The organism is Sulfitobacter sp. M05 (assembly GCF_029285175.1).
In the GTDB taxonomy this organism is placed as follows: Bacteria; Pseudomonadota; Alphaproteobacteria; order Rhodobacterales; family Rhodobacteraceae; genus Sulfitobacter.
On record NZ_JABEDH010000001.1, the window covers coordinates 738,893 to 752,055 of the forward strand.

Consider the following 13,163-nt stretch of genomic DNA (forward strand, 5'->3'; position numbering starts at 1 on the left):
GGGAGGAGACAAAATGGCCGAAGACGTGGTATGTTCGGGATTTTTCCGTGCAGCTGAAGGTGCAAAGCTCAGCTGTCTTGATAAGTTCCAGGATTCTGGCGGGGTGCAGTTTATTCTGGGGAACCTGGTAGAGGCCCCTTATAACCTGTTCGCGGCAATTCTTCAGCCGACCCTTTGGTTGAACTGGTCGGACCCGCAGGCGATGATGCGGTTCATCTATTACGGGGCGTCGACGGAACTTTTCTTTGTTCTGCTACTGGCCTTGCTGATCTTGACGGGCGTTGCCATGCGCCGGCGCGAACTGATGTGGTCGATTGTGCGCGGGCTGGAGTGGCTGGGCAATGGTGTTGGACGTTTGTTCGCCTGGGCCGGTTTGATCATGGTGTTGCAACAGATCATTATCGTTTTCATGCAACGGATTTTTACCCGGCCTGATATCTCCATCGGCTTTGGTATCCCGCTGCAATTCGACATTTCGTGGTTCGCCGAAGAGTTGAAGCTTTTCAATGCCTTGGTGGTCTGTCTTTGTGTATCCTATACTTTTGTGCAGGGCGGCCATGTGCGGGTCGATCTGTTTTATGCAGGCGCAAAGTTCCGCACCAAAAAGATCGTCGACATGTTCGGCGCGTTGTTTTTCATGATCCCCTTTGCGGTTGTGACATGGCTTTACGGTTGGTTCTTTATGTGGCGCCATCTGGTGACGCCAAACCCATCTGCCTCTGACCGGCTTGAGTTGCTGTTGCGCAAGGCGCGGGTGTTGAAATGGAACGTGGAAACCATCGGGTTCTCTCCCAACGGGTTCAACGGCTATTTCATTTTCAAGATCCTGCTGTGCCTGTTCTGCGCAATGGTGATCTTGCAGGCAATTGCCGTATTTTATCGCAGCTGGTGCGAATTCAAAGAAGGCCCGGACTCTGAAGGCAAGTATCTCGACAAAGATACCCTCGGCGAAGGCGAAGAAGCATATGAGGGAACGCACTGATGTTTTTTGGTCTCGATGGGGTCGAAGTTGGCCTGATTATTGTCTTTATCTGCCTGTTTGGCGGTATCCTTTCGGGTTTTCCGGTGGCCTTTGCCATTGGTGGCGCGGGTATCATTTCCTTTGCCATTATTGCGGCAATGGATTCTGCCGGCTTGCTGATCCATCAGGCAATCGACACATCCTCTGACGCATACCGCGCGCTGGTGAATTCAGGGGTCAAAGAAGATACTGTGTCGCTGTTTCGATATCCGGATTTGCCAAGGATCGCAGTATCGGTGTTTCCGGACGGTTGGGAAACCGCGTTGGACCGCAACGTTTCCTTTATCGTCAACCGGATGAACGAACGTGTGTTGGCGGGGCAGTCGATCGAGACTTTGCTGGCGGTGCTGATGTTTGTGCTGATGGGCATCACGCTGGAGCGTTCCAAGATTGCTGATGACCTGCTGACCACAATGGCCAAGGTTTTTGGACCGCTGCCCGGTGGTCTGGCCGTGTCGGTTGTGGTTGTGGGGGCTTTCCTTGCGGCATCTACCGGCATCGTCGGGGCGACTGTGGTGACCATGGGTCTGCTGGCCCTGCCAACCATGCTGCGGAACAACTATTCGCCGGAAATTGCGACGGGCGTCATCGCGGCCTCGGGCACCTTGGGACAGATTATTCCGCCGTCCATCGTGATCGTGCTGCTGGGCACTTTGGCGGGGGATTTGTATTCTGCCGCGCAAGAGGCCCGCGCTCAGGTTGCAGGCTGTACCGATGCGCTGACCCTGCTGGGCGAGCCGGCAGTTGTTTCTGTCGGCACGCTGTTTCAGGCCGCCTTGCTGCCCGGGATCATGCTGGCGCTGCTATATGCGCTTTATGCCTTTGGGTATGCGATGCTGAACCCTGACAAAGCACCGGCTGTCGCTATGGGCTCGACCAACTCCGAGCCGATCACCCGCAACGAAGCCTTCACATGGTTCCTTGGCGCGCCTGTTTTGTTGGTTGTGGGCACAATTGTGCTGGGCAATCTCGGGATTGTCGGCAGCCAGTCCACAACGGTTTCAAGCTTTTCTGACATCGGTGAGGCGGCCAGCCTGCGTACCAATGTCGGCGAGGAATGCAAAGCATCCATGATCGAACTTCATGGACAGGATGCTTGGGACAAAGCCCTTGCCGAGCAACAGGTGATCGAAGACGCTGGCGGTCTTGCCCAGGCCGAAAAGCTGAGCGATGAGGATTTCGCGGCCAAACAGGCGGCGAAGATTGAGCAGGCCGCGCCCATCGGGACCGGCATTGCAATCCTGCTGGTGATGTTGTCGCTGTTCCTGACAACGGGGCGCGGTGTATCGCCCTCGTCGGAGACTCGCCCACTGATCATTGGCGGCATCGGTGTGATCCTTGCGGTGCTGGTGGACATCCTGCTGCTGGGCCCGACAACCTCGGCAGGGGCAACGGTTGTACTGATGGCCATTCCTTTTGCCCTGATCCTTTACGGTGTGGTTTATGCGACCAAACTCTGCGCGGCGAACGAGTTGATCCGTGTGGTATTCCCGCCGCTGATGCTGATCGTTGCGGTGCTGGGGTCGATCCTTGGCGGGATCACCAACCCGACACCCGCTGCGGCGCTTGGCGCAGGTGGGGCGATTATGCTCGCGGCGTACCGCAAGCTGCGGGACGAAGACCGCTCGCCCAAGGTGATCATCTGGTCGACCCTGGCGATCATCGTCTGCATTCTGGTGGGTGTGAACTTTGACCTGCGGATCAATCAGGATGGTGTCTCTGCCGAAAGCTGGATTGCCTTCTTTGTCGCTTATGGGGCCTATCTCTATGCGGTGTTCGGTCTGCTGTTTTCCTGCTGGATCCTCTTCACCCACGGGGTTCTGACACCAGTGGTGCGGGAAACAGCCAAGGTGACGTCGATGGTGTTTACAATTCTGATCGGGTCGCAATTGCTGAACCTCGTGGTCATCAGCTTTGGCGGCGAACACTATATCCAACAGTTCCTCAAGTCCTTTGACAATGAGTTGACGGTCTTCCTGCTGGTAATGCTGGTGCTGTTCGTTCTGGGTTTTGTGTTGGATTTCCTTGAGATCATCTACATTGTGGTGCCCATCGTCGGGCCGGTCATCTATGGCGGTACCTTTGATCCTAAATGGGTCACGATCATGATTGCGGTGAACCTGCAAACATCCTTCCTTACGCCGCCCTTCGGGTTTGCGCTGTTCTATCTGCGCGGGGTTGCCCCGGCGAGTGTGACCACACAGCACATCTATCGCGGGATTGTCCCCTTTGTGCTGATCCAGGTCGCGGGGCTGGCGATCTTGTGGTTCTTCCCGTCGATTGTGACGATCGTGCCGGATCTGATCCCGTAAAGAGAGCTGAGCGCTAGAAACCTAAAAGGCCGCCTTCATGGGGCGGCCTTTTAGGTTTCCGAGCCGAAACGCGGCTGGTCTGTGAGGTTGCAAAAGTTACATTGCTTCAGACCGTTCCGGCGCTAAGCTGGTCTGCCCGCATCGAAGGGCGAAATTCCGTGATTGTGTATTCGGCCAACCCTTGCTGTTTGAAAGGGTCTGCGGCCAGCATCTCCTCCAGTTCGGCTCGTGCGCTGGCCGTCGCGATGATCACACCACCAATGCGCGGTTCTTTTGGGCCTGACGCAATGAAATTGCCGGCAGCATAGTTATCCTCAAGGAAGGCGACATGTCCCTCCAAAGCGGGCTCTATCTTGTCAAAGGAAGCGATGTAGTGAAGATCAACAACAAAAAAGTTCTGATTGGTAGGTATCTTTGGCATTCATTTATCCATGATCTGAAGCTGTTTCTGATGTCGCACTAAAGCTGCCTAACAACAATACCAGCCTTTGACGTCGTGCCGCATGAGTGCAACCCGGAAGAACACCAGCAAGCCAAAGAGAAACATCATCGACTAACCTGTGGCGGGTTCTGGCCGTCCCGATGGCCACGCGAGGGGCAACGGCGCTGTGCAACAGGAGCGGTTTGGTCTGCGCGAGGGTTGCGCCGCAGTATTTAAGGCCAAAAAGAGAAGGCTATCTCAGCGCCGTCTGTGGGCCAGATCGGGCAGGGCGATATTTGCGACCTGTTCGGCGATCGGATCATTGCTGAGCGGGTGCTGGGCCGGTTCAAAAGCGTCCGGGTCTTCCAGCCGTTGCCACTGGCCGCCAAGATAGACTTCGAGACCCGAGAACTTGGCCTTATAGCCCATCTTTTGACTGCCGGGGACCCAGTAGCCAAGATAAACATAGGGCAGGCCGGCATTTCGGGCGATCTCGATGTGGTCCAGTATGATGAAATTACCCAAGCCATCCTTGGGGCGGTCAGGTGTGTAAAACGAATAGACCATGCTGACGCCGTCGGCCAGCACGTCGGTCAGGCAGACGCCGACCAGATCCCGGCTTTCCTTGTCGATATATTCAATGACGCGGCTACGGATCGGCGTTTCTTCGACCATTGCCGCGAATTCAAAGACATCCATATCCGCCATACCGCCATCCGCATGGCGGCTGTCCAGATAGCGGCGGAACAGGTCGTATTGCTCTTCTGTCGCCCAGGGCGAGGTGGCGCGCCGTTCCAGACCTGTATTACGTGCCAGGGTGCGCCGTTGGCTGCGGCTGGCGCTAAAGGCGGCGACATTGATGCGGGCGGAGAGGCAGGAGGCGCAATCCGCGCAGGACGGGCGATACAGCACATTCTGCGACCGGCGAAACCCCTGTGCTGACAGGCTGTCATTCAGGGCGTTTGCGTTTTCCCCCTGCAACGCCGTGAACAGTTTCCGCTCCATCCGGCCCTCAAGATAGGGGCAGGGCTGGGGGGCGGTGACATAGAACTGTGGCGTGAGCGGGAGTGTGTGGCGCATGGGTTCCAATCTCTGAGACGGGAAGAGTGTAACCCTGTGCTTGCATGCCGCCAAGCAGTGTTTTTAGTAAAATGCGTTCTATTGGTGGCAGATCTTAGCGGCGTTTGTTCAGGGCAACAGTACCAAGCACCTTGTCGGTTAACCCTTGTTTGCGCGCCGATGTCAGCATCAGCACAACCGAGATGAGCTGTAAGATGGGGATGGCCAAGGAAACGGAATAGCCCAACGTGTGCAAAAAGGCGGTCAGCCCATCCAGCGGGCGGTCGTCACCCTGACGGATTTCAAGAGACATAAGCCGCATTCCCCAAGTGGCCGAGCCGCTCGCCAATGTCGCGACGCGGTAGAGAAATCCGGCAACCAGCATCAGAAAGGGAAAGAAAAACAGACCGGTAAAGGCCGTAAAGGGCAGAATGATCAAGCAGATGACAAAAATCAGGATCATGTCGAATATCCATGCCATAAGCCGTTTGCTGGGCACGCTTGCGTAAAATTGTGGTTGGATTTCGGGGTCGGGTGTCATCATTGTCTTGTTCTCTATTTTGGGTGCCCTCCGGTGTGGACCAGAGGGCAAGGAAGTTTAAGCCTCGTTTGGGGCGTCTTCACGTTTGGCGCGGTCGTCCATAAACTGGTCGAACTCGGCTTTGTCCTTGGCATCGCGCAGACGTTCCAGGAAGGCCTCGAAATTGGTCTGCTCTTCTTCAAGACGGCGCAGCGTATCGGCCTTGTAGGCGTCAAAGGCGGAATTGCCGGTGCTGCGGGTGGACATCACGGTGCGGCTGCGGCGCTGTGCGCAGGATTTGCCAGAAAACATACGTTTACTCCAGATCATATAAGCAAGAAGGGCGAGGCCAACCGGCCAGAAAAAGACGAAGCAGAGGACCATAGCGGCGATCCATGCGCCTTTGCCCTTGGCGTCAAGCCAGTTTTCTGTGCGGGCAAACCAATTTGGACGGGTCGCAAATGGTTGCTCGGATGCAAGTGTGTTCATGGTCGGGCCTTTCGAATATGTAGGCCTGACTGCGGCCTAGCTGCTTAAAAGGTCTTATGTGAATGCCTTTTACATTTATCAAAATGGGGATTGTTTGGCCGGATGCAAGGAAAAATGTGAATGTTATTTACATTTATTTAAGAATTGCCTTTAAATCAGTGGCTTAGGTGTAGAGCCTGACCGTAGCGCGACACCAATTTCTGCAGTGAATGACAGAGATATTTGCAGCAAACAGTTTTTCGTTAAATGTGTGTTAAAGAGCCTTTGAACGGTTGATTGTGGTGAATGTAGCTGTAGCGCGACACCAATTTCTGCAGTGAATGACAGACATTTCTGCAGCAAACAGTTTTTGTTCTAATGCTTCATATACGGCAATAATCACCGCCTGATGTAGTGCTGTTGTTGCGCTCTCCCATTGAAACCGCCGCCCTACGTAGACATCAAACCATTGAGATGGCTTCCTTTGGTGTCGCAACAACACAACCTTCAAAACGCGCACATTTCTGTATCTTTCTAAAATTCCGGTCGCCTGTAACGAAAACATGCCGCTGGTGATGAATGTGAGACCAAATCATCTGGCGGTCACACCAAGCGTTTCGCCACTTGAAATGTTGTTTTGCGGATAGACCATCCACCGTTTTGGAGAGCGAAACGGCGTAGTCATCGAGCGCAAAAGGCAAATTTGGAAACAAAACCTTATGAATTTCGCGTTCCAATTTGTCACTTTCTTCTGACCCCCAAATTGCTGCGTCCCAATAACTGATATCTTGGTAAAGTATGCCAAAAATTTGTGGAATGTCTTCCACGCCAACAGCTTTCAAACGACCCAGAAAATCGCCATAGGTAGGCAAAAAATAGTCGCCTTTCTGTCGCTCAGAGGCACTAACGGCTATGAAGGCAACAGACACATCGTTTTTTCGGTGACCTTCAATGAGTTCCCAGATGTAATTTGCAGCTTCCCTCTCTTCGGAAAGATCTATCAAACAGTTGGTGTCAAATGTGAAAGTAATCATACCCGAGTGATATGTGGTCGCCTTTGCTCTAGCAAATACAAATGATGAATAGCACTGGAGTTGTTGTCCGCTGCGTCCCGCGTACCTGCCATTGAGGCATTCTTAGGTAGATACCAAAAATGGCCCCTTTAAGGGGCCATTAACACTCCTCTTAAATACTGCCACGCATTTGCCGCAGCCAAGGGGACCACCCCGTTGCCGGCCGCAGCGGATCGCTCCACCCAGAGGGCCATCCCATCATCCAGTCGCTGAACGCTGGGTTTAAGGTCAGGGCACCGGTCGAGTGTTTTTCGCCATTCAGCAAGATCACTCGGCATCGGTGGGAATGGGGGAAGTTGTTGCCCTTCCATCCCATCGCCGTTGCCAAGTCCCAGAAGAGCGTCCAGGTTGTTGCTTGGTTTTTCAACCCGATCTGACTGCCGACTTGATTCTGATCGATCTTGAACGCCATCCCCTGCGGACCAATGGCCAGACAGGCCCGGTTGCCTGACCCTTTCACAGTCGGCGTGGCCCAGAATGAACACCCTTTCACGGGTATGCGTCCCGCCAACTTCCGCCGCTGATACGACCCGCGCTGCAATCCGGTAGCCCATTTCCTGAAGGTCTCGGCAGACGTCTTGGAAGCCAAGGGTGAGATGTCCGGGCACGTTTTCGAAGAACACCCACTCTGGCTGGACCTCTGAGGTGATCCGAGCGACCTCTGGCCAGAGATGTCTTGGATCGTCGTTTCCCTTTCGATTGCCGCTGAGAGTGAACGGTTGGCACGGATATCCGGCAGTGATGATATGAACTTTTCCGCGCCACGGGTTGCCATCGAAGGATTTGAGATTGTCCCATACAGGAGCCGGAGCCAAGGACGTATCCGCCATCCGCGCCACGAGAGTGGCCGCGCTGTAACTGTTTCGCTCGACATGACAAACAGTTCGATATCCGGGTTCTGCGATATGCAGTCCAAGGTCCAATCCGCCGACACCGGCGCAAAGACTGATGCCGCGAAAGTCGTTATGTCTTTTGGTGGTATGAAGAGCCACATGTAGCCTCTTTTCCTTCGCGATCAGGTCGCTCTGGTGAAGGGCTCGTCATTGGCCTCAAATTGTTAAACTGGCGGCATCTGGGGCACTTGATTGACAAGCTCCCAGCTAAGCCGCCGTTATCCATCTTAAATAGCAGCTTTGAACAGCCGGTGCATCTAATTTCTTCTTGGTTCACGGGGTGGAATCACCTCATTGTGGCCTTTCCCTGATCAGGGTGGGAGCGGCCATAATGTTTACCTGGTCGGCGGGGTCTGGTGTGAGAGCTTAAGCCCCGTGTCAGAGGGCGTGTTAACGCCCTCTGACCTCCTGTAAGGGATTGGCTCTAAGGGGGGATTGGATCAGTAAGACCTGATTTCCTGATGGTTTCAGCCGTTTCAGCGGCCCTTTGTCGTCGTTCAGCCTCTGCTTCGAGCCGTTCAGGTTCCTTGATCCAATTGTAGATGGGTTCGTGCAGCGTGCTGCTGTAAACGCCCCCTTCAACAACCAGAGCAACCAAAACGACCAGTAGCGAAGCCCACGAGATACCCCCTCCGAATGCATCCAGCGCCCAGAGGGCCACGACGGCCATGAGCGCAATTGCTGCGGTCAGAAGGAAAAATCCGGTCAGTGCTCGTCCGAATGTCGAGTGCATTGATTTCGTCCTAAATTGATGTCGATTGAAACCGGGGCATTTAATCGCCCCGGCGTTTGCTACATGAACGGCGATGAAGCCGTGCCAATTGTTCGGGGCTATCCCACTGCCAGCGGGTCAGTTCGGACGCCAGAATGGGCTGCGCAACGATCTGCTGGCCGTCAGCCGTCAGACCTTCGCCACGCTTGACCACCAGCAAGGTGCCCGCCGCTGGTTTTGCGGTGGCATCCAAGACGCGGGCCAGCCGGGTCAGAAAGTGCAGATCGCTCTCGGCGGTCTGTGCAACATAGGGGTAGGGGGTGTCCGCAATGGACGCTCCGATAACGGGACGCAGGCCGGTTTCGCTGGCAATTTTCTTGGCGATGTCGCCCAGCGTGGTGTCTCTCCAGCCACGGGTGCGCGGTGCCCGAATGCCTGATCCCATGTCGGCAGCTTTCGCGCCGATCTGGATGACAGCCGGGGGGCCGGAACCTTCGGTGGTATCGACGATATAGCGGCCCATATGGGTCAACCCGGTTTCTCGGAAGCCCAGATGCACCTCAAGAGCGGCCCCGTGCTTTGGCAGGGCAAGCACGCCGTCGCGGTCATCCACGGTCATGTCCAGCCGATCGGCTTTGACACCCTCGTCATCGGTGATCGACAACTGGACCAGCCGGTCACGGATGTTGAGCGTGACGTCGACGCCATCTGCCAGAATGAGATACTCAGGGGTCATGTTGTCCCCCAGAGCCGTTGTGTGGCGCGCCGCGTTGGCGGGGCCAGATCGGGCAGGGTGATGGTCAGCCCGTAAGGCAGGGTATTGCCAAAAGCCGCCAGACCCGGATTGGCGTCATAGACTTTTGCAAGATGATCCTCACGGCCATAGTGCGCGTGGCACACACGATCGAGCATGTCACCGGCGTGGGTGGTGTAGGTCAAAACCATAGCCCGTCTCCATCCTGCCCATAGACTTTTAAGGTGATGTTGAACTCGATTTTTCGGGGTGCGCCGTCCGTCAGAAAGTGGGTTTTGGTCTCTTCGATGTTGGTGATGACCCAGCGTGACCAGACCCACCCCATGCCATCGACCAACAGGAACGGCTGACCGTTCTTTGCGAACTCCCGCATCAAATCAATCTGACGCAGACCCCCTCGGAAATGCGGATAGATCACGCCACTGAGCTGGATGGTTTCTGCGCCGGGCCCCATGAACTGAAGCGACGGATAGCGCCCGATGCGGTCCACCTGTTCCCAACGGAACTCAGCAGAGCGGGTGAGCTTCTGATAGGACGTCTGACCGATGCCAAACCGCAAAGCCCCCAGCGCCATCATGACCAGATCAAGCATAAAGACCCCCATCGTGCAGATCCGCGTCATCGCCACCCATGGCACGCTTGACCTGATCGCGGGTTGCACGGGCCAAAGCGTTCACGTCCATGCCGGGGGCCGCGTGGACATGAATATCGCCGATGCTGAGCGAACGACCGCCGCCACCGCCGCCGCCAGCACCGGCGGCGACACGGGGTCTGGCGCTGGCGATCCGGAAGGCTGGTGTCGAGCTGATGTTGTGCCGCACCCGCTGCGACAATGCCATCATCTGCTGAAGGCCACGGTTGTGCAGTATCCAGCCGCCACGATCACGGTATTCCAGCTCCGGACCTTGCTCCCCCGTCATCAACCAGCCGCGACCAAAAGAGCCACCGACCGCGCGTTTCTGAATGGCAGGACCGCCTCCCGGACCCGGCGATGGCACGCCCGTTCTCGCTGGATTTGCAAGGGCTTTAATCCGCTGTTGAAGAAGGTCAGCGCGCTTGATGGCGCGGTCGATCTGGGTGGCATCGATGCGGGGCCGTGTGACGGACTGACCAACCTCGCTCAGATCGGATTTCAACGCGGTGGTTTTCTCCCCGGCGGCATCAAGATCACCTGTCTGCACCTGTGTTTTCACCGCGCCATCTTGCGCACCCGGTGCGGCTTTGCCGTGGACCTGCTGGAAAGCCTGCGTCATAGCCGATGTCGTGTTTGTCCCAGGCAGCACCGCCGACCTGTTCCCCAACCTGATCGCTTGAAATTTCCTGAAATGCAAAAAAGCCACCAAGCTGTTGAGCTTAGTGGCTTTTTATGGCTCCGACGGTAGGGATCGAACCTACGACCAATTGATTAACAGTCAACTGCTCTACCGCTGAGCTACGTCGGAACGGTAAAGGCGTAATAGCCAAAGTGTTTTGGGACGTCTAGAGGAATTTTCCCGAAATTCGGATATTTTTTGCCTTACCTTACGACCCTTTGAAATTCGGCCTCTGCATGCAAGGGGCCGCGAGGTTCGACAGTGGTTTTCCCCGTGAGATCAACGAGGTGGGCGAGGACATTGCGGGTGGCAGCCCCCAGCAGGGCGGCGGGCGTTTCGGCGTAAACATGTTCTGCGATGCTGCGCGCAGTTGCGGGGCCGGCATCAAGCGCCTGCAAAATCGCGGTCTCGCGTGAATTCCGGTGTGCTACCAGCCATGCCAACCGTCCGGCAGTGTCGGTGACTGCCGCCCCGTGACCGGGATAGAATATGCGCCAGTCCCCTTGTGCCAGTTTGGCGCAGGAGGCCATAAAATCCGTGAGGTCGCCATCGGGGGGAGAAACCAGTGACGAGGCCCAGCCCATCACATGATCTGCCGTGAAGCAGGCATCTCCCCAGCCAAGCGACAGGTGGTTGCCAATATGCCCCGGGGTGTGCAGCGCCTCTAGTTGCCAGCCATCTCCATGTAAAACCTCGCCATCCTTCAGAAGGATATCGGGGGCAAAATTGCTGTCGATACCTTCACCGCCCCCGATCAATCCGCTTTGGGCCAATTCCTGCATAACTTCTGAGCGTCCCGCGGTGGCTCCGCCGAAGGCATGGATCGGTGCGCCGCAGGCATCGGCCAGCGGCCGGGCCAGGGGGGAGTGGTCAAGGTGTGTATGGGTCACAATGATATGGGTGATTTTCTGATCCGGCCCGACAGATGCCAGAATCGCCGCCAGATGGGAATCATCTGCGGGGCCCGGATCGATTACGGCAAGGCCACCTGTTCCCAGTAAATAGGTATTGGTGCCGCGATAGGTCATCGGTGAGGGGTTCGGTGCGACCAGCCTGCGCAATCCGGGCTCCAGTTCTTCGGCGACACCGATGGCGGGGTCAAAGTCGTCAGGGGGCAGCATGGTTTGGCCTTTCACTAGGGTATGGTGCTGGGTAAGCTGTAGCCCATGTCTTTCCTTTGGCTCAAACAATATATGCCACGCGGCATCTACGGGCGGGCCGCGCTGATCCTGCTGTTGCCGGTGGTGATCATTCAGCTGGTGGTGACTGTTCTGTTTGCGCAGCGCCACTTTGAGGGCGTGACCCATCAGATGACCGATACGGTTTTGCGGGAACTGGCCTTGGTTCAGGAGGTGGTCGAGGCTGCGCCAAGCCGGTCGGTTGTTTCCAAGGAAGTGGCGGCCCGGCTGGGCAAGCTTGAGATAGAGGTTGTATCGGTCACGGCGGCAGATGTGCCAGAGGGCAATCTAATGGCGTGGTACGATTATTCTGGACGGGTCAGCGCCAAACGGTTTGCAGATAATATGCCCGAGTTCAGGGCGGTGGACCTGATCCGTGGCAATGCCGTGCGTCTGTTTCTGATGTCGGACAAAGGCCCGTTGAAGATTGTCTTTGACCGGCGGCGCATTTCGGCAAGCAATCCGCATCAACTGTTTGTTTATACAATCTTTTTCGGCGTGCTGATGACCTTTATTGCCTTTGTCTATCTGCGCAACCAGCTTCGGCCGATCAAACGTCTGGCGCGGGTCGCCGAATCCTTTGGGCGCGGCAGGCATGAACCCTATTCCCCTGCCGGCGCTGTCGAGGTGCGCAGCGCGGGCAACGCCTTTATCGACATGCGCAACCGGATCGAACGCCATATTGAACAGCGGACGCTTTTGCTTTCCGGGGTCAGTCACGATTTGCGCACGCCGCTTACGCGCATGCGACTCAGCCTGTCGATGTTGGAGGATGATGAAGCCGAGCCGCTGATACAGGATGTGGATGACATGCAGCGGATGCTGGATGAATTCCTCAACTTTGCCAAAGGGGCGGCTGAAGGCACGCCGGAACCGGTTGTCCCTTTCGATCTGGTGACCGAGATTGTGGCCGAGGCAGAGCGGGCGGGGCGCGATGTGGTGTTGCTGGCCCCCGAGGGGGATGGCCGTGGCAGGGTTAAGCTGCGTCAGGTGGCGATCCGGCGGGCTGTGGACAACCTTATTTCCAATGCGGTGCGCTATGGCGCGCGGGCAGAGGTATCGGTGATGTTAACCGACAAGACCCTGCGCATCCGGGTTGAGGATGACGGCCCCGGTATCCCGGAAGACCGCCGTGCCGAAGCCACCCGGGCCTTTACCCGTCTGGATGCGGCGCGCAATCAGGATCTGGGCGGCGGTGTCGGGCTTGGTTTGGCGATTGCAACGGACATCGCGCGGGCACATGGCGGCGTTTTGCGTCTGGGCGAATCCCAGCGTCTGGGCGGGCTGCGTGCCGATATCGTGATCGCCCGATAGCGCAGTATTCTCCGTGGTTTGCAGATCGCAAACAATCCCCCCCTGACGCTGAACCGTTGTCGTACTGGTTGGCAGACTAATGGCGTCATTAAGCCATGGCCAGGGGCAGGGAAGTATGTCTTCTT

15 protein-coding genes, 1 tRNA gene and 1 pseudogene are annotated in these 13,163 nt (G+C 56.4%); 3 read left to right on the forward strand and 14 right to left on the reverse strand.

All coding sequences use genetic code 11. The features are described 5' to 3' along the window. The first annotated feature begins 13 nt into the window (after positions 1-13). The gene (locus tag HKX44_RS03715) at positions 14-982 is read left to right on the forward strand and encodes a C4-dicarboxylate ABC transporter permease (RefSeq protein ID WP_276149951.1); all 969 of its coding nucleotides are present in this window, start codon (positions 14-16) and stop codon (positions 980-982) included. Then, on the forward strand, positions 982-3,333 hold the full coding sequence (locus HKX44_RS03720; protein ID WP_276149952.1) for a TRAP transporter large permease subunit: 2,352 nt from the start codon (positions 982-984) through the stop codon (positions 3,331-3,333). The genes HKX44_RS03715 and HKX44_RS03720 overlap by 1 nt, the downstream gene beginning before the upstream one ends. 106 nt (positions 3,334-3,439) lie before the next feature. On the opposite strand, the gene HKX44_RS03725 is transcribed toward HKX44_RS03720, so the two are convergent. The 14 genes and pseudogenes from HKX44_RS03725 to HKX44_RS03790 form a co-directional block, all read right to left on the reverse strand. Continuing rightward, positions 3,440-3,754 carry a YciI family protein gene (locus tag HKX44_RS03725; RefSeq protein WP_276149953.1) on the reverse strand — a complete coding sequence of 105 codons (315 nt, stop codon included), beginning with the start codon at positions 3,752-3,754 and terminating at the stop codon, positions 3,440-3,442. A 258-nt stretch (positions 3,755-4,012) separates the two neighbouring features. Further along, complete coding sequence (locus HKX44_RS03730) at positions 4,013-4,834, reverse strand: arginyltransferase (RefSeq protein ID WP_276149954.1); 822 nt, start codon at positions 4,832-4,834, stop codon at positions 4,013-4,015. Positions 4,835-4,928: 94 nt separating this feature from the next. Beyond that, positions 4,929-5,357, reverse strand: a complete 429-nt coding sequence (locus tag HKX44_RS03735; protein WP_276149955.1) for an RDD family protein — start codon at positions 5,355-5,357, stop codon at positions 4,929-4,931. A gap of 54 nt (positions 5,358-5,411) precedes the next feature. Continuing rightward, complete coding sequence (locus tag HKX44_RS03740; RefSeq protein WP_276149956.1) at positions 5,412-5,822, reverse strand: DUF2852 domain-containing protein; 411 nt, start codon at positions 5,820-5,822, stop codon at positions 5,412-5,414. A 440-nt stretch (positions 5,823-6,262) separates the two neighbouring features. Continuing rightward, positions 6,263-6,835 (reverse strand): hypothetical protein, encoded by a 573-nt coding sequence (locus tag HKX44_RS03745; protein WP_276149957.1) that lies wholly within the window; start codon positions 6,833-6,835, stop codon positions 6,263-6,265. A 151-nt stretch (positions 6,836-6,986) separates the two neighbouring features. After that, positions 6,987-7,286 carry a hypothetical protein gene (locus tag HKX44_RS03750; protein ID WP_276150841.1) on the reverse strand — a complete coding sequence of 100 codons (300 nt, stop codon included), beginning with the start codon at positions 7,284-7,286 and terminating at the stop codon, positions 6,987-6,989. Between the two features lie 103 nt (positions 7,287-7,389). Beyond that, positions 7,390-7,866: pseudogene (locus HKX44_RS03755) on the reverse strand (DNA cytosine methyltransferase); the annotation flags it as partial. A 325-nt stretch (positions 7,867-8,191) separates the two neighbouring features. Further along, complete coding sequence (locus tag HKX44_RS03760; RefSeq protein ID WP_276149958.1) at positions 8,192-8,500, reverse strand: hypothetical protein; 309 nt, start codon at positions 8,498-8,500, stop codon at positions 8,192-8,194. A 40-nt stretch (positions 8,501-8,540) separates the two neighbouring features. Continuing rightward, entirely contained in the window at positions 8,541-9,215 is a 675-nt protein-coding gene (locus HKX44_RS03765) for a contractile injection system protein, VgrG/Pvc8 family (protein ID WP_276149959.1), read from the reverse strand. Continuing rightward, positions 9,212-9,424, reverse strand: coding sequence for a tail protein X (locus HKX44_RS03770; protein ID WP_276149960.1), 213 nt, complete (start codon positions 9,422-9,424; stop codon positions 9,212-9,214). The genes HKX44_RS03765 and HKX44_RS03770 overlap by 4 nt, the downstream gene beginning before the upstream one ends. Then, on the reverse strand, positions 9,415-9,825 hold the full coding sequence (locus HKX44_RS03775; protein ID WP_276149961.1) for a phage tail protein: 411 nt from the start codon (positions 9,823-9,825) through the stop codon (positions 9,415-9,417). Before HKX44_RS03775 ends, HKX44_RS03770 begins: the two co-directional genes overlap by 10 nt. Next, positions 9,818-10,486 (reverse strand): hypothetical protein, encoded by a 669-nt coding sequence (locus HKX44_RS03780; RefSeq protein ID WP_276149962.1) that lies wholly within the window; start codon positions 10,484-10,486, stop codon positions 9,818-9,820. Before HKX44_RS03780 ends, HKX44_RS03775 begins: the two co-directional genes overlap by 8 nt. 114 nt (positions 10,487-10,600) lie before the next feature. Continuing rightward, a tRNA-Asn gene (locus HKX44_RS03785) sits at positions 10,601-10,675 on the reverse strand. Positions 10,676-10,749: 74 nt separating this feature from the next. Further along, positions 10,750-11,667 carry an MBL fold metallo-hydrolase gene (locus HKX44_RS03790; RefSeq protein WP_276149963.1) on the reverse strand — a complete coding sequence of 306 codons (918 nt, stop codon included), beginning with the start codon at positions 11,665-11,667 and terminating at the stop codon, positions 10,750-10,752. A 45-nt stretch (positions 11,668-11,712) separates the two neighbouring features. On the opposite strand from HKX44_RS03790, the gene HKX44_RS03795 reads away from it, so the two are divergent. Continuing rightward, positions 11,713-13,038, forward strand: a complete 1,326-nt coding sequence (locus HKX44_RS03795; protein WP_276149964.1) for an ATP-binding protein — start codon at positions 11,713-11,715, stop codon at positions 13,036-13,038. Positions 13,039-13,163: the final 125 nt, after the last annotated feature.